12 protein-coding genes are annotated in these 16,148 nt (G+C 73.2%); 6 read left to right on the top strand and 6 right to left on the bottom strand.

Features of this window, described 5'->3' with window-relative positions:
* Window positions 1-34 precede the first annotated feature (34 nt).
* On the bottom strand, window positions 35-634 hold the full coding sequence (rfbC, locus tag E1300_RS13605) for a dTDP-4-dehydrorhamnose 3,5-epimerase (RefSeq protein WP_131757348.1): 600 nt from the start codon (window positions 632-634) through the stop codon (window positions 35-37).
* Between the two features lie 47 nt (window positions 635-681).
* On the opposite strand from rfbC, the gene E1300_RS13600 reads away from it, so the two are divergent.
* Window positions 682-1,752: a hypothetical protein gene (locus tag E1300_RS13600; protein WP_131757347.1), complete on the top strand. Its 1,071-nt coding sequence runs from the start codon at window positions 682-684 to the stop codon at window positions 1,750-1,752.
* On the opposite strand, the gene E1300_RS13595 is transcribed toward E1300_RS13600, so the two are convergent.
* Window positions 1,699-3,057: an O-antigen ligase family protein gene (locus E1300_RS13595; protein WP_131757346.1), complete on the bottom strand. Its 1,359-nt coding sequence runs from the start codon at window positions 3,055-3,057 to the stop codon at window positions 1,699-1,701. The genes E1300_RS13600 and E1300_RS13595 overlap by 54 nt on opposite strands.
* Window positions 3,058-3,126: 69 nt before the next feature.
* On the opposite strand from E1300_RS13595, the gene E1300_RS13590 reads away from it, so the two are divergent.
* Window positions 3,127-4,011 (top strand): sulfotransferase domain-containing protein, encoded by an 885-nt coding sequence (locus E1300_RS13590; RefSeq protein WP_131757345.1) that lies wholly within the window; start codon window positions 3,127-3,129, stop codon window positions 4,009-4,011.
* A gap of 9 nt (window positions 4,012-4,020) precedes the next feature.
* Here E1300_RS13590 and E1300_RS13585 read toward each other — a convergent pair whose 3' ends face one another.
* Together E1300_RS13585 and E1300_RS13580 are read right to left on the bottom strand one after the other, a co-directional pair.
* On the bottom strand, window positions 4,021-5,832 hold the full coding sequence (locus E1300_RS13585) for a right-handed parallel beta-helix repeat-containing protein (RefSeq protein ID WP_165502821.1): 1,812 nt from the start codon (window positions 5,830-5,832) through the stop codon (window positions 4,021-4,023).
* A gap of 85 nt (window positions 5,833-5,917) precedes the next feature.
* Window positions 5,918-6,502, bottom strand: a complete 585-nt coding sequence (locus tag E1300_RS13580) for a hypothetical protein (RefSeq protein WP_131757343.1) — start codon at window positions 6,500-6,502, stop codon at window positions 5,918-5,920.
* 150 nt (window positions 6,503-6,652) lie between these two features.
* On the opposite strand from E1300_RS13580, the gene E1300_RS52415 reads away from it, so the two are divergent.
* On the top strand, window positions 6,653-9,925 hold the full coding sequence (locus tag E1300_RS52415) for a LamG-like jellyroll fold domain-containing protein (RefSeq protein ID WP_131757342.1): 3,273 nt from the start codon (window positions 6,653-6,655) through the stop codon (window positions 9,923-9,925).
* 232 nt (window positions 9,926-10,157) lie between these two features.
* Window positions 10,158-11,798, top strand: a complete 1,641-nt coding sequence (locus E1300_RS13570) for a hypothetical protein (protein WP_131757341.1) — start codon at window positions 10,158-10,160, stop codon at window positions 11,796-11,798.
* 107 nt (window positions 11,799-11,905) lie between these two features.
* Here E1300_RS13570 and E1300_RS13565 read toward each other — a convergent pair whose 3' ends face one another.
* Together E1300_RS13565 and E1300_RS13560 are read right to left on the bottom strand one after the other, a co-directional pair.
* Complete coding sequence (locus E1300_RS13565) at window positions 11,906-12,811, bottom strand: phosphotransferase (protein WP_131757340.1); 906 nt, start codon at window positions 12,809-12,811, stop codon at window positions 11,906-11,908.
* Window positions 12,808-13,920: a glycosyltransferase gene (locus E1300_RS13560; RefSeq protein WP_207399703.1), complete on the bottom strand. Its 1,113-nt coding sequence runs from the start codon at window positions 13,918-13,920 to the stop codon at window positions 12,808-12,810. Before E1300_RS13560 ends, E1300_RS13565 begins: the two co-directional genes overlap by 4 nt.
* A gap of 183 nt (window positions 13,921-14,103) precedes the next feature.
* Here E1300_RS13560 and E1300_RS13555 point away from each other — a divergent pair, with 183 nt between their 5' ends.
* Both E1300_RS13555 and E1300_RS54330 read left to right on the top strand, forming a co-directional pair.
* A complete protein-coding gene (locus tag E1300_RS13555; protein WP_242619135.1) occupies window positions 14,104-15,258 on the top strand; it encodes a glycosyltransferase family 4 protein in 1,155 nt (384 codons plus the stop codon).
* A 16-nt stretch (window positions 15,259-15,274) separates the two neighbouring features.
* Window positions 15,275-16,148 (top strand): YveK family protein (locus E1300_RS54330; RefSeq protein ID WP_131757338.1); only part of this gene is annotated, 874 nt, incomplete at its 3' end.

Genomic DNA, 16,148 nt, shown 5'->3' with positions numbered 1-16,148 from the left:
GCGGCGGCCCGTACCGCGCGGGCCGGGCGACGGCTCAGCCGCGGCCGGCGAGCTTCGCGTAGTAGTCGAGGCACTCCTGGTAGTCCGGGAGGAGGCCGGAGGCGTGCGCCTCCTCCAGGGTCGGGGCCTTCGCGTCCTTGTCCGACAGGACGGGGTCGACGTCCCGCGGCCACTCGATGCCCACCTCGGGGTCGAGCGGGTGGATGCCGTGCTCGCGGGCCGGCGCGTACGGCTCCGAGCAGAGGTAGATCGTGGTGGCCTCGTCGGTGAGCGCCATGAAACCGTGCCCGATGCCCTCGGCGATGTAGAGGCAGGCCCTGGACTCGTCGTCCAGCCGGACGAGCTCCCACTGGGCGAAGGTCGGCGAGCCGACGCGCAGGTCGACGACGACGTCCATGATCGCGCCCCGCAGGCACGTGATGTACTTCGCCTGCCCCGGCGGTACGTCGGCGAAGTGGACGCCGCGGAGCACCCCCCGGGACGACACCGAGCAGTTCGCCTGCGCCAGGCTCAGGTCGTGCCCGAGCCGTTCGCGCACCAGGTCGCCCCGGAACCACTCATGGAAGGACCCCCGCTGGTCACCGTGCACGGGAGGGGTGAACAAGTAAGTACCTTTGATGCCGAGTGGATCCACATGCGCAAGAATGCCACACGGCCCCCGGCAGAGATGGACGTCACACTGTGAGAGCACACCACCCCAGTGCGCTCGCCGCCGCAGGCAGCGCGGCGGTGACGCTCGTGGTCCTGACGGCCTCGGCGGCCGCCGCGGGCGCCCAGGTCGAAGGGAACCGGGCGCCCACACCGCGTCCCGCCGTCACCAGCACCGCCTCCGCGACGGCGGCGTTCCGCCCGGCCGACCCGCGGCTCGCCGTTCCCGCGGGGCTCGTCGCGGGCGTCCGCCACCCCGACATCTGGTGGACGATCGGCACCGCGTCCGGGCGTCCGATGCTGTTCGCCCTGGACGCCCGCGGCCGCACTCGCGCGTCCTACACCTTCCCCGCCGTGACCGGTGCGCGCCTGAACGCCATCACGATCGTCAAGAACGGCTCGGGCGAGCCGGGGCTGTTCGTCGGCGACCTCGACCAGGGCCGCGCCGGGAGCCTCACCCTGCACCGGGTCGCCGAGCCCGCCGCGCTGGCGTCGGGCGCGCTCCAGGTCAAGTCGTTCAGGTTGAAGTACCCGGACGGCGGCCACCTGGGCGGCGCGCTGCTCGCGGACCCGGCGGAGAGCCGCGTCTACATCATCACCAAGGACCCGACGGCCGCCGGGGTGTTCGCGCTCCCGGGCGTCCTCGGGCCGCAGCAGAACGCCCTCACCCGGCTCCGGACGCTGACCTTCCCCGTCCGCGGCGGGGAGTTCGCGCGCGACGGCCGCGTGATCCTCAAGACCCCGCGGGACGTGCGGGTCCTGGGAGGGATCAGGGAGAAGGTCACCCAGGTCGTCCGGACGGCGGTGAAGATGGGCGGCTCCGCGTTCGCGGTCGCGCCGGACGGCAGGCGCGTCGTGATCGCCGACCCGGGGACGCGGCCGATGTTCCGCGTCGTCGACCTGCCCGCCGTGACCGGCACGGCCTCGGCGGGCGGGGCGCCGTCGGCCGGTTCGACGCCCGTCGCCGACCAGTCGCCGGTCTCGCTTCCGTCCGACTCGGGGCCGCCCGGCGGGCTGATCGGCACCGGGGCCCTCGCCGGGCTGGTCCTGCTAGGAGTGGTGAGCGGCGTCCTCTACCTGCGGGGCCGCCGTCGGCACGGCTGAGCCCGCGGCGGCGGGACCGGCGATGGCCGAGCCCGCTGCGGCCGGGGCCGCGTCCATGTGAACGCCGCCGCGGCGCCGCAGGACCTCGGTCCAGGCGACGAGCAGCAGCAGCCAGATGCCGGAGACGTTGGCGGGGGCCGCCAGCCCCTCGGTGGTCATGCTGTCGGCCAGGAAGAAGCCGAGGACGCCGAGCAGCATCCCCGCGTCGGCCCGCAGCTCCCGGTGCCGGGCGAGCAGCAGCAGCACGAACCCGAGCGTCAGCAGCAGCGCCGCGAACAGCCCGGCGCCGACCGCGCCGTTGTCCACCAGCGCGTTGATGAACGCGTTGTGCCCGCCGCCGAGGCCGATGTCGTCCAGGAACAGCCCGCGCGACGCCCCGAGGCCGCGGCCGAAGATCGGGGACTCCGCGTACGCCTTCATCGCCAGCGACCACAGCTCGGTGCGGGAGTTGAGCGAGGCCAGCTTCTCGGCCGTCTCGCCGCGCTCCACGAACGCCAGGATCCTGTCGGAGAAGCCGAGGACGCCGAGGACGGCGACGGCGGCGCCCAGGACCACCACGTCCACCCGGCCCCGCGGGCCCCGCGCGGTGGCCAGCAGGACGATCAGCCCCGCCGCGCAGCCGAGCGCCGCGCCGCGCGTGCCGGTGGCGACCAGGGCGCCGGTGAGGACGAGCAGGGCCCCGGCGTAGACGGCCGGGTGCCAGAGCCGGTCGCGGGGGGTCGTCCAGCGGATCAGGTAGCCGATCGTGAGCAGCACCGCGAGCCCGAGGTACACGCCCGCGATCACGGGGTGGACGTACAGCCAGTTGAAGCGGTCCTCGGTGTGCGAGGTGCGCGGGAACGGATGGGCGACGCCGATCGCGACCGAGCCGAGCACGATCACGATGAACACGTGGGCCAGCCGGCGCAGGTCGGCGGGGGTTGCCCGGGTCGCCAGCGTGTGCGCCACGAACATCGTGATCAGGAGCTGGGCGCCGCGCACGACGCCCAGGGACTTGAACGGCGACCACAGCGCGGAGAAGGCGACGTACCCGCAGAACGCCCAGGCGGCGAAGAGCAGGCCCGTCGTGCGGCGGGTCGGGGGCCGCAGCCCGAACAGGTACACGAGGTACATGGCGGCCATGCCGTAGACGGCGACCTCCACCAGCACCGTGAGGTCGGCGCTGCCGCCGACGGCCTGGTCGACCTCCCTGCTGCGCAGCTTGTAGTCGCTGGCGAGCATGAGCGCGAGCGGCAGCGCGAGCGTCCACCGGCCGGCGCTCGGCGGTGCGGGCGCCCGGCGGGGGAACAGGCCCTTCACGGTCATGACGGCTCCTGGCGCGGGAAAAAACGAAACCCAGGATAAGGGCGGCGGGCGGGGCCCTAGCCTGGCGAGGTGATAACCGCGACGCTGCCCGGGCCGGTGATCGCCGCGGGCCGCACGGCGATCCGGGGGTACGGGATGGGCACGGCCCCGCTGCGCCCCGACCCCGACTTCCTGCTGATCGGCGCGAAGCGAGGAGGCTCGACCTCGCTGTACTACACGCTACTCGGGCATCCCGGGATCATGCCGCTGTTCCCGGGCGCGCGGCTGCTGCCCAAGGCGAACGACACCAAGGGCGTCCACTACTTCGACTCCCACTACGACCGCGGCCGGGCGTGGTACAGGTCGCACTTCCCGGCGGCCGCCCGCCGCCGGTCGCGGAAGGTGGGGGAGGGCTCGCCCTACTACCTGTTCCATCCGCTCGCGGCGGAGCGCGCGGGGCGCGACGTCCCGCACGCCAGGATCCTGCTCATCCTCCGCGACCCGGTCGAGCGCGCGTTCTCGCACTACCGCGAGCGGCGCAGGCAGCACGCCGAGGAGCTCGCCTCGTTCGAGGACGCCCTCGCCGCCGAGCCCGGCCGCCTGGCCGGGGAGGCCGAGCGCGTCGCGGCCGGCACCGGCTACCGCAGCTACGCGCACGAGCAGCAGTCCTACCGGGCCCAGGGCGAGTACGCGCCGCACCTGCGGCGCTGGATGGCGCACTTCCCCGCCGAGCGGATCAAGGTGCTGGCGGCCGAGGAGTTCTACGCCGACCCGCAGCGGAGCTGCGACGAGGTGGCGGCCTTCCTCGGGCTGCCGCCCGCGCCGCTGCCGCCGTCCGCGACCCGGGTCTGGAACGCCGCGCCGAGCCAGGACCTGAAGCCGGAGACGCGGCGGAGCCTGGCCGAGCACTACGCCCCGTTCAACGCCGACCTGGAGGCCCTCCTGGGCCGCACCTTCCCCTGGACCCGTCCCTGAAGACAGACCTCAGACGTGCCAGGCGCCCACATGGCGGGCGCCTTCGGGCTTGCCGAGGAGCTTCGCGACGAACCCGGGCAGCGGCAGCGCGGTGTTCGCGTCGGCGCCGCCCTCGACCCTCCGTTCGAGGGCGCCCTCGCCATCGGCCGCGGCGGCGGAGGCGGAGGACTGGCCGCGCGCCTCCTGGCCGGTCGCTGACCGGAACCGGTCAAGGTCGGAGTAAGAGACCGGTCCGGACGGCTTCCGCCACAGGACGAGCGCCTCGCCGCCGTCACCGCCGCCCTCGGGCGGGCGGACGTAGAGGTTGCCGTTGACGGACAGGTTCATCTGCCCGGCCGAGCGCTCCCCGGTCGCGTCCTCCACGCACAGCAGGCAGGGCGTGCCGGGGCGGGGGTCGGCGAGCGTGTTGTTGCTGACGGTGATCCGGCCGATCCGCCAGGTCATGGCCGGGTCGGCGCCCTTCTGGCGGGGGTCGCGCCCGGGCGTCGCGGGGTCGTCGCGGCGGCGCCGGTCCTGGACGAGGTGGACCGTGCGGCCGTTCCCGGCCAGCGTGTTGTTCCAGATCTGCACGTCGGAGGTGTCGTTGACCTTCAGGCCGTCGCCCTGGTTGCCGGTGACGATGTTGCCCGCGACCACGGCCTTGGCGCTCAGCTCCAGCGCCACGCCGTGGTCGGCGTTGCGGAGGATCCGGTCGCCGGTGAGCGTGATGTCGTAGACGGACTCGTCCATCCAGACGCCCTTGCCGAGGTTGTCGGCGACGACGCTGCCGACCACGGCGACCTTCCGCGACCGGGTGACCTTCACGCCGCCCGACACCGGCGAGTACTTGAACCGCTCGACGTTGTTGCCGGTGCTCCGGGACGACTCCACGCGCAGGTCGTCGGCGTAGTTGGCGTGGATGCCGAGCAGGCCGTTGCGCTGCGTGGTGACGCTCCGTACGCGCGCGTGCGCGGCGAGGACGCTCAGCCCGGTCGTGGACGAGTCGTTCACCACGACGTTCTCGACGGTGACGCCGGGGGCGGCGACCTTCACGCTGCCCATCTGGGGCAGCGAGGTCGCGTAGCGCCGCACGCCGATCCCGCGGAGCCGCGAGCCCTCGCCGCGGATCGTGATCGCCTCGGCGAGCGTGCTCGCGCGGACGTCGTGCCCGCGCGGGTCGGTGCCCAGGGACAGCCGCTTCGCGCCCTCGTCGACGTGGAAGGCGCCGTTCTCGACGCCGTCCCGCGACCTCACCTGCCGCTGCGCGGCGCCGTCCACCCAGAGCTGGTCGGGGTGCGCGGCCATGGGGTGGTCGGGGGAGACGAACCGGAAGTCCTCGTCGCCGCTCTCCGGGGCCCCGGCGGTGTAGGTGGGGCTGGCGTCGAACCTGGTGGTCCAGCCGTCCTTCACCCAGGCGCCGCCCTGCTGCGTCCAGCCGGTGACGGGCGAGCTGCCGTCGAACCAGACGGCCTCGCGCGGGTACGCCTGGATCGTCAGCCGCTTGCCCGCCGGGACGGTCACGGTCTCGTGGTAGACGCCCCCGCGCAGGACGACCGTGTCCTTGGAGCGGGCCTTCGCGATCGCCTTGCCGACCGTCCGCAGCGGGTCCTTCTTCGTGCCCTTCGCCCCGTCGCGGCCCGAGGGGGACACGAAGAGGGCGTGGTCCGGGACCTTGTAGGACGTGGTGCCGACGGCCGCGGCGCCGGGCGGGCCGGGAGGCGCGGCGGGGGCGGGCGGGCCGTCGTGGGTCAGCGGGAGGTGCCAGCCGAGGAACCCGACGCCGGCGATCACCGGCAGAGCGAGGACTCTGACGATCAGGGTCCGGTGCGAGCTGTACGACATGGCGTGACCCTTCACCCCCGGGAAACCGTCAGTCATTGACCGTACCCACGCGAAACCCGCACGGCCACTCCCGTAGGGCATTCCCTCAGTGGTGCAGGGAGCCGGCGAACAGCGCGGTCTTGTGCTTGCTGTCGAAGCTGACGCCGACGACGACCGACTTGTAGCCCGTCGTGGGCAGGTCGAAGGCGTAGGACGCGGACCGCTGCTTGCCCGCCGCGACCGTCCCGTAGAAGTCGTTGATGTTCGCGTAGGACGTCGGGCTGGCCTCGGCGCCCTTCGGGGCGTACCGGGCGATGACCCGGACCTTGTTGAGGTCGAGCGGCTGCGCCGAGCCGTTGGTGAAGCGCAGCGTGAAGATCGTGAGGGTCTTGCCGGCGACCTCGCCGGGCCCCTGGCCCTTGGTCTTGACGTAGCGGATGTCGCTGATCGCCACGGTGACCTTGTCGCTGTAGGTGACCGGCTTGCGCAGCCCCGTCGTGGACTTCAGGGTCAGCGAGCCGGGCGCGGCGTTGGCCTCGGACTCCGGCTGCGCGCTCGGCGGCGGGGGCGGGGTGCCCTTGCCCTCGGCCTTCTTCCCCCCGCCCGAGCAGCCGGCGGCCGCGAGCGCGAGGGCGAGCGCCGCGCCCGTCGCGACGAAGAACCTGGCCGGGCGCGCTCCCCGATGGGACATGCGGCTTCTCTCCTTGTTTCGTCCTGAAGGGGCGGATTCCTGGAATGTCAAGCGGGAGGAGCCCAGTGTAGACATTGCCACTCGGTTACTCTGCCTTTACTTCCGTGACCGTGGGGGCCACGGGGGCTTGATGGTCAGGGGAACCACCCAGTGAGACTCGTACTTTCGCACCCGCGCGTGCCGCGCGTCCGCAGAACGGCGGTGGCGGTCCTCGCCGCGCTGTCGGCGGCGCTGCTCGGCACCTCCGCCCTGCCCGCCGCGCCGGCCGGAGCCGACACCGACCCGCCGTCCGGGACGCCCGCGACGGTGAGCGCCGACCCGCTGCCGACCTGGCAGGTCAACGGCGTCGTCTGGAGCATGGCGACGGTCGGGAACACCGTCTACGCGACCGGCAGCTTCACGAAGGCGCGCCCGCCCGGCACGGCCGAAGGGGACGCGCAGGAGGTCGCCCGCCAGAACATCCTGGCGTTCGACCTCACCACCGGCGGCCTCGTCACCTCGTTCGACCACGCGCTGAACGGCCAGGGCCTGCGGATCGTCGCCTCGCCCGACGGCAAGCGCGTGTACGTCGGCGGCGAGTTCACCGAGGTGGACGGGCAGGCCCGCGACCACGTCGCGGCCTTCGACACCGCGACCGGCGCGCTGAGCACCTCGTTCGCGCCGTCGGTGTCCGCCAAGGTCCGGGGCATCGCCGCGACGGACACGACCGTCTACCTGGGCGGCAACTTCTTCAACGTCAACGGCAAGTCGCGGACGCGGCTCGCGGCCGTGAAGGCCGCCGACGGGTCGAACATCGACACCTGGAAGCCCACGGCGGACGACGACGAGGTGTTCGCGCTGGCGCTCGCGCCGGGCGGCTCCCGCGTCCTCGTCGGCGGGCGGTTCCAGACTTTGAACGGCGCCGCGCAGGTGGGGATCGGCGCGGTCGACGCGACCACCGGCGCGTCCGCCCCCTGGAGCAGCAAGCCGATCCCGAAGAAGGCGAGCAGCAGCAACTACTCCTACGTCACGGACCTGTTCGTCTCCGGCGACACCGTGTACGGCGCGGCCGACGGCGAGGGCTACCACTGGTTCGACGGCCGGTTCGCCGCCAAGGCCGGCACCGGCGACCTGGTGTGGCTCGACAACTGCTACGGCGCCACGTACGGCATGTTCGTCCAGGGCCAGTCGGTGTACAGCGTCTCCCACGCGCACGACTGCGCCTCCCTCGGCGCGTTCCCCGAGACCTCGCCCCAGACCTGGCACCGCACGCTCGCCGAGACGACCTACCCCACCGGCACCGACAAGGCCGCCCCCGGGTCGAACAGCAACTACAGCGGGCAGCCCATCCCGAGCCTGCTGCACTGGTTCCCCACCCTCTCCCAGGGCAGCTTCACCGGGCAGTACCAGGCGGCCTGGGCGGTCACCGGCAACGACAAGTACGTCGCCCTCGGCGGTGAGTTCCCCCGGGTGAACGGCAAGGCGCAGCAGGGCCTCGTCCGGTTCGCGACGAAGGACGCCGCACCGAACAAGGTCGGCCCGGAGAGCGACGAGATCGGCACCCCCGTCGCGACGAGCCTCGGCGACGGCAGCGTCCGCCTGGCCTGGAGCACCACCTGGGACATGGACAACGCGTCCCTGAAGTACGAGGTGCTGCGGGACGGCGGCACCACGCCGGTCGGCACCGTGACCAAGACCTCCACCTTCTGGAGCAAGCCGAGCGCGGTGTTCTACGACAAGTCCGCGCCGGGAGGCACGGCCCACACTTACAAGGTCCGGGCGGTGGACGCGGCCGGCAACGCCGCCACCAGCGCCGCGTCGAACTCGGTCACACCGAGCGGCAGCGGCACGCCCGGCCCGTACTCCGGGGAGATCTCCGCGGACGGCCCGAGCGCCTACTGGCGCCTCGGCGAGAGCAGCGGACCCGCCTACGACTACGCGGGCAGCAACGACCTCACGCTCGGCAGCGGGACGACCCGCGGCCAGGCGGGAGCGGTCACGGGTGACGCCGACCGCGCCGTGACGTTCAACGGCACCTCGAACGGGACGTCCGGCAGCGGCTCGGCGGCCGCGCCGCAGACCTTCTCCGTCGAGGCGTGGGTGAAGACCACCTCGACCAGCGGCGGAAAGATCATCGGCTACGGCAACTCCGCGACGGGCCTCAGCTCCAGCTACGACCGCCAGCTCTACCTGACCAACGACGGGCGGGCCGTCTTCGGCGTGTACCCGGGCTCGGTCAAGACGATCCAGAGCGGCACCGGGCTGAACAACGGCCAGTGGCACCACGTCGTCGGGACGCTCGACGCCGACGCCGGCCTCAAGCTGTTCGTCGACGGGCAGCAGGTGGCGGCCGACGCCACCGTGAAGTCCGCGCAGGCCTACTCGGGCTACTGGCGGGTCGGCGGCGACAACCTCAGCGGCTGGACGAACAAGCCGACGAGCAACTTCCTCAACGGCACGCTGGACGAGGTGGCCGTCTACCCACGGGCACTGTCCGCGGCCGAGGCCGCCCGCCACTACGGGCTCGGCAAGGGGACGGTCCAGCCGAACCAGCCCCCGGTGGCCGCGTTCACCTCGTCCTGCGACCAGCTCGCCTGCGCGTTCGACGGCTCCGGCTCCACGGACGACGGCACCGTCGCCGCCTACGCGTGGGACTTCGGGGACGGGCAGACCGGCACCGGCGCCAAGCCGTCCCACACCTACGCCACCGCCGGCGACTACACCGTCAAGCTGACGGTGACCGACGACCGGGGCGTGACGAACACGGTGACGCGCACCGTCACGGCGACGTCCACGACGCTCGCCGCGGACGCGTTCGGCCGGACCGTCGCGAGCGGCTTCGGGACGGCCGACACCGGCGGGGCCTGGACCAGCGTCGGCGCGGCCGGTGCGACGTCGGTCTCCGGCGGCGCCGGGCGGATCACGCTCGGGTCGACCACCGCCAGCGCCGGCAACTACCTGAACGGCGTCTCCGCCGGCGGCAGCGACCTCACGCTCACGCTGGCGACCGACAAGGAGGGCACCGGCAACGGCGTCTACGTCTGGGCCGCCGGACGGCGCGTCTCCGGGGCGGGCGAGTACCGGGCGCGGGTCAGGCTCCGCCCGTCCGGCGTGGTGTCGTTCCAGCTCAGCCGCACCGACGCCAGCAACGCGGAGACGGCCATCGGCACGGAGCAGACCGTGCAGGGGCTGACGTACGCGCCGGGGACGCCGCTGCACCTGCGCGTCCAGGTCACGGGCGCCGCGCCGACCACGCTGAAGGCCAAGGTGTGGGCGGACGGCGCCACCGAGCCCGCCGACTGGCAGCTCACCGGCACCGACGCGACCGCCGGGCTCCAGACGGCCGGTTCGGTGGGCGTGCGGGCGTACCTGGCCGGCAACGCCACCAACGCGCCCGTCGTGGTGTCGGTGGACGACCTGACGGCGGTCCGCGCGACCGGCTGACACGGCCGACGCATGAAAACGCCCCGCGGTTTACACCGCGGGGCGTTTTTCTTCGACCGATCAGTGACACTTGCCTACCAGTACAGGGTGTGCCCGCCGTACCGGAATTCGGTCACGATTTCATAAGGCGCCCGATGCGACGAAGAGTGCACCCACTAGGATCTCGGGACCGGAGTGACCGTTCGGGTCACAAGGGGCTTATGGGCAGGGGATCCGACTCGTGAGAGCTCTTATGCGACAGCGCCGGACGAGCGTGCGCGTCGGCCTGGCGGCCGCCGCCACCCTCACGCTCGCGGGCGCGTCTTTCATGCCGGCCGTGACCGCGGAGGCGGACACCGCGCCGGCATCGGGCACGCCCGCGACGGTGAGCGCCGACCCGCTGCCGACCTGGCAGGTGGACGGCGTCGTCTGGAGCATGGTGACCGTGGGGAACACCGTCTACGCGACGGGCAACTTCACCAAGGCGCGCCCGCCCGGCACGGCCGTGGGCAGCTCCAAGGAGGTCGCCCGCAAGAACATCCTCGCGTTCGACATCCGGACCGGGAACCTCATCACGTCCTTCGCGCACTCGCTGAACGGCCAGGGCCTGCGCATCGTCGCCTCGCCCGACGGCAAGCGCGTCTACGTCGGCGGCGAGTTCACCACCGTGGACGGCAAGGCGCACAGCCGCCTCGCCGCGTTCGACACCGCGACCGGCAAGCTCGTCGCCGGGTTCGCGCCGAAGGTCAGCAACAAGGTCCGCGGCATCGCCGCGACCAACTCCACGGTGTACATCGGCGGCAACTTCTTCAGCGTCAACGGCAAGTCGCGGACGCGGCTCGCGGCGGTGAAGGCGAGCAACGGCGCCACCATCGACACCTGGAAGCCGACCGCGGACGACGACGAGGTCTTCGCGCTCGCGCTCGCCCCGGGCGGCAAGCGCGTGCTCGTCGGCGGCCGGTTCCAGAAGCTGAACGGCGCCCAGCACGTCGGCATCGGCGCGGTCAACGCCACCAACGGCGCGTCCGCGACGTGGACCAGCAAGCCGATCCCGACGAAGCAGAGCAGCACCCGCTACTCCTACGTGACGGATCTCACCGTCTCGGGCGACGTCGTCTACGGCGCCGCGGACGGCGAGGGCTACCACTGGTTCGACGGCCGGTTCGCCGCCAAGGCCGCCGACGGCGAGCTCGTCTGGCTGGACAACTGCTACGGCGCCACCTACGGCGTGTTCGCGCAGGGCGACGCCCTCTACAGCGTCTCCCACGCGCACGACTGCTCCTCGCTCGGCGCCTTCCCGGAGAGCACGCCGCAGACCTGGCACCGGACGCTCGCCGAGACCAAGGTCGCCACCGGCCGCGACAAGTCGCTCCCGGGGTCGCGCAGCAACTACCGCAACCAGCCGGTCCCGAGCCTGCTGCACTGGTTCCCGACCCTCGCGCAGGGGACGTTCACCAAGCAGTACCAGGCCGCCTGGGCCGTCACGGGCAACGCGACCTACGTCGCGCTCGGCGGGGAGTTCCCCAAGGTGAACGGCAAGGCGCAGCAGGGCCTCGTCCGGTTCGCGGTCAAGTCCGCGGCGACGAACAAGACCGGCCCGGTCGCCGCCGACCTCGCCGCGCCGTCCGCGTCCCGGCAGTTCGGGTCCCGGGGCAACAAGGTGTCCTGGAAGGCCACCTGGGACATGGACAACGCCAAGCTGACCTACGAGGTCCTGCGCGACGGCGGCACCACCGCGATCGGCACCGTCACGGAGAGCTCGTCCTTCTGGGACCGGCCGACGCTGAGCTTCACCGACTCGGCCGCGCCCGCGGGCGAGCACACCTACAAGGTCCGCGTGAAGGACCCGCTGGGCAACACGGTCACCAGCGCGGCCTCCAACTCGGTGGGCTGACCGGCCCGTACGACGCCGAAACGCGCGCCCCGGTGGTTCGTCCACCGGGGCGCGCGTCGCGTTGAGGGCCGGTTGAGCGGGGGGCAGGCGCGTGGCGGGGGCCGTGGTCAGGCGGCCGGGCACATGGCCCGCAGGGCGGCGCGCAGCCGGGCGTTGAAGGGCGCGTCGCGGTCGGCGGCCGGCCGCCGCTCCACCTGCCGCGTCCAGAACAGCACCGCCTCCGCCGGGCCCGTCAGCTCGCGGGACGCGGGCGGGCGCCCGAACACGGCGGTGTGCGTCGCCTCGTAGTAGACGCGGTCGGCGCCGGGCGGCGCCCAGCGGGCGTCCTCCCAGTCGATCAGCCACGGCAGCCCGGCGCCGCACCGGCGCAGGTTCCACACCGTCAGGTCGCCGTGCATGGGCAGCCAGTGGTCCGGGGTGCCCGGCGGGCGCGGGACGACCACCGCGAGCCGCCGCTGGATCTGCGCGACGAGCACCGCGAGCACCGTCCCGCGCAGCGGCCGGGCCGGGCGCGGCGGCATCGCCTCGATGAGCATCCAGTGCGACCCGTGCGTCTCGTCCCGGTCGAGCACCTTCGGGACGCGGAACCCCGCGGCCTGGCCGCCGGGGAACGCCGACAGCGCCCGGACCTCGCGGTCCAGCGTGTCGGGCTCGTCGCGCACCTTGAGGAAGCCGGCCGGCCTGCCGCGATGCAGCAGGACGGCCGCGACGCCGGTCCGTGAGCCCTGCGGCCGCTCGTAGAGGGCGAGGCCGTCGAACGGCCCGACCCGGGAGGAGAGCGCCTGCCACAGCGCCGCGCCGCCGGGCGGCTCGCCGCCGACGCGGGTGCCGGGGATGACCCGGGGGCCCGCCACCGCGACCGCGCCGAACAGCAGCCACTGCGCGGTCACCGCGGGCGTCCGCGACCGGGTGAGCAGCGACACGCCGGCCAGCGCGCCGCGCCGCGAACCGGTCGGGACCAGGATGTTGCCGCCCGCCCGGGGCCGGACGAACGCGTGGCCGGATGTGGTCACTTCGCCCGGACGGTCTTCCGGGTGAGGCGGCGTTCGGCCAGGTCGGAGCACAGCCGCTCGTAGGCGAGCGCGACGTCGTCCCAGACGTAGCGCTCCGCGGCCCGCTTGCGCGCCGCGTCGCCCCGGTCGGCGGCGGCGCCCGGGTTGGCCTCCGCCTCCTCGATCCGCGTGGCGAGCTCCGCGGCGTCGGCGAAGTACCGGCCCGCCTCGTCGCCGAGCACCTCGCGGTTGAAGTTGACGTCGTACGCCAGCACCGACGCGCCGGCGCCCATCGCGCGCAGCAGCGACGGGTTCGTCCCGCCCACCGAGTGCCCGTGGACGTAGGTCAGCGCGCCCGCGTACAGCGCGTCCAGGAGGTCCTGGTCCCACACGCCGCCGAGGAAGGAGATCCGCGGGTCGTCGCCCGCCAGCTCCTTGACCCGCGCCGTGTACGCGTCGGCGTACGGCGCCGAGCCGACCACGACCAGCGGCTTGACCGCCCGGCTCGCGCGGTAGCCCTCCACCGCCACGTGCACGTGGTTCTCGGGCTCGAACCGCGCGACGACGAGATGGAACCCGCCCGGCTCGTACCCCGCCTCCACCAGCTTCGCGGTGTCGGTGCCGTTCAGGATCGGCGCGCCGTAGGGGATGAACACCGACTCCGCGCCGAACCGCTCGCGGTAGTAGTCCTGGATGCCGACGGCGTCGGCGATCAGCGCGTCCGACCAGCGGACGGCGAGCGCCTCGGCGGCGCGGTAGTAGCGCTGGCCCGCCCCGCTCCACTTGGTGCGCTTCCACTCCAGGCCGTCGACGTGCGTGGCCACCGGGATCCGGAGCGTGCGCAGCACCGGCAGCAGCGGCGCGTTCGCGGCGTTGAACACGAGCGCCACGTCCGCGCCCTCACGGGCGATCTTGCCGCGGAACGCGTGCAGCACCGACAGCCCGGTGTGGCTGAGCGTCTCGGCCACCTTCTTCTCGATGGCGGGAAGGTAGACCAGCCGCATCCCCAGGTACTCCGGCTCGGGGTGACGCTCGCCGCGGCAGTAGACGGTGACCTCGTGCCCGCGCGCGGCGAGCCGTTTGCCGATCTCCTCCACCGCCGTCTCGAAGCCGCCGTAGCGTGCCGGCACTCCGCGAGTCCCTACCATGGCGATGCGCACCCGTTACCCCCAGCCTCTATACGCGCCCTTTTGCTTTCGGCTCGCACAGGTTACGCGGAAGCGGTACTGCGCGTCTTGACGGTAAACGAGAGTTAATCTGAAGGTTGCGGGAGATTGGTATCCAGGGTGTCGGGAAAGCCAGAAGGAGGGCAAGTGGCCGAACGAGGCGCGAGGTCCGCGGTGGTGCTCGCGCATCCGTCGCCCGATCTCTACGGCTCCGACCGGATGCTGGTCGAGTCGGTCCGGGCGCTCGTCCCGGACTGGCGGGTCGTCGTGACGCTACCCGCCGACGGGCCGCTCTCGCAGGCGCTCCGGGAAGCCGGCGCCGAGATCGTGGTCCTGCCCGTCCCCGTGCTGCGCAAGGCGTACATGTCGCCGTTCGGGCTCGTGCGGCTCGCGTTCGCCGCGGCGCGTGCGCTGCCCCGGGCGTGGCGGCTGCTCCGCCGCGAGCGGGCCGCCGTCCTCTATGTGAACACGGTCACCATCCCGCTGTGGCTGATCGCGGCGCGGCTCGCCCGCGTGCCCGCGCTGTGCCACGTCCACGAGGCCGAGGACGGCGTGCCCGGCCCCGTGCGCGCCGCGCTGTCGGCGCCGCTGCGGCTCGCGCGGACGGTCGTCGTGAACAGCCGGGCCAGCGCCGCCGCGCTCGGCGGCGCCGGACGCGGCGCCCAGATCGTCTACAACGGCGTCGAGGAGCCCGCCCGGACCGTCCCGCCGCGCGCCGAGCCGGGCCCGCCCGCCCGCATCGCGCTCGTAGGGCGGCTGTCCCCGCGCAAGGGGTCGGACGTCGCGGTGAAGGCCGTCCGGCTGCTGCGCGAGCGCGGGTACGATGCGTCCCTGACCCTGGTCGGAGCGATCTTCCCGGGGTACGAGTGGTTCGAGGAGGAGCTGCGGACCATGGCGGGCGACGACGAGGGGGTGGTCTTCGCGGGTTTCCGCCCCTCGGTCTGGGAGTCGTTCGCCGAGGCGGACATCGCGATCGTCCCCTCGCGCGTCGAACCCTTCGGTAACGTCGCGGTCGAGGCGATGCTCGCCGGCCGGCCGGTCGTCGCCAGCGCCACCCAGGGGCTCGTCGAGATCGTCGAGGACGGCGAGAACGGCGTCCTCGTCCCCCCGGACGACCCGGCCGCCCTCGCGGACGGCATCGCCCGCCTGCTGGACGACTGGGACGGCGCGCTGGCCATGGCCAAGCGGGCCCGCGACGACGCCGCACGCCGGTTCGGCAAGGACCGCTACCACTCCGAGCTCCGGGAGGCCGTCCGCCGCCTCGCCGCACCCGCCCACGCGACCCTGTCCCCGCCCTCTTGAGGACTTCGAGCACACGATGACAGCACAGACCCCCGTCACCCCGGAGATCAGCCTCGTCGAGGCCGTATGGCGCTACCGGCTGATGTCGTTCCTCATCGTGCTGGCCTGCGCGCTCGCCTCGATCGCGGCGACCCAGATCCTGTTCAGCGGCGCGACCGCCACGGCCCGGTTCGCCGTCACCGACCCGACGAACAACAACAACGTGCTGCGGATGGGCGTCGTCTCCGGGCAGGGCTACGCCACCTACACCGCGCAGCGCGCGGCGTTCGCCGGCTCCACGCCCGTGATGGCCCGCGCCGCCGAGATCGTCCGCGACAAGCGCGGTCCGAAGCTGACCGGCGAGCAGCTCCGCGGCCGGGTCCAGACCTCCAGCAAGCCGGACGGCGGCGTCGTGATCGTCACCGCGAAGGGCGCCAGCATGGCCGAGGCCGCGGTGATCGCCAACGCGGTCCTCCAGGCCTACCAGGAGGTCACGGTCTCCACGAACGTCAGCAAGCTGGACGCGCAGATCAAGAACATCCAGGCCCTGGAGAAGAAGGTCACCGGGGAGCTGGAGGTCGCCCAGGCGGGGAGCCGCTCGTACCGGCTGCTGAGCACGCAGCTCACCAAGCTCCAGGCGGAGGAGAGCGGGCTGCTGTCGTCGCGCTCCAAGACCAACGACGGCGTCCAGTTCCTCGACAACGCCGACCCGTCGGCGCCGACCGCCAGCAAGCTGCCGCAGAACCTGCTCATCGGCATCGCCATCGGCATCATCGTGGCCTGCGTGGTGTCGTTCCTGCGCGCCTCCGCCCGGCCCCGGAACCGGCCCGCGACCACCGGCCCGGTGCCCGCGGGCGGCCCCGGCCTCGGCGGCGCGCCGGGAGATCGGAAGAGCACACGTCTGAACTCCC

Origin of the sequence: Actinomadura fibrosa (assembly GCF_900659615.1) — a bacterium.
GTDB lineage: Bacteria > Actinomycetota > Actinomycetes > Streptosporangiales > Streptosporangiaceae > Spirillospora > Spirillospora fibrosa.
The sequence above is the reverse complement of the archived record's forward strand: the minus strand, read 5'-3'. Positions and strand labels throughout refer to the sequence as shown.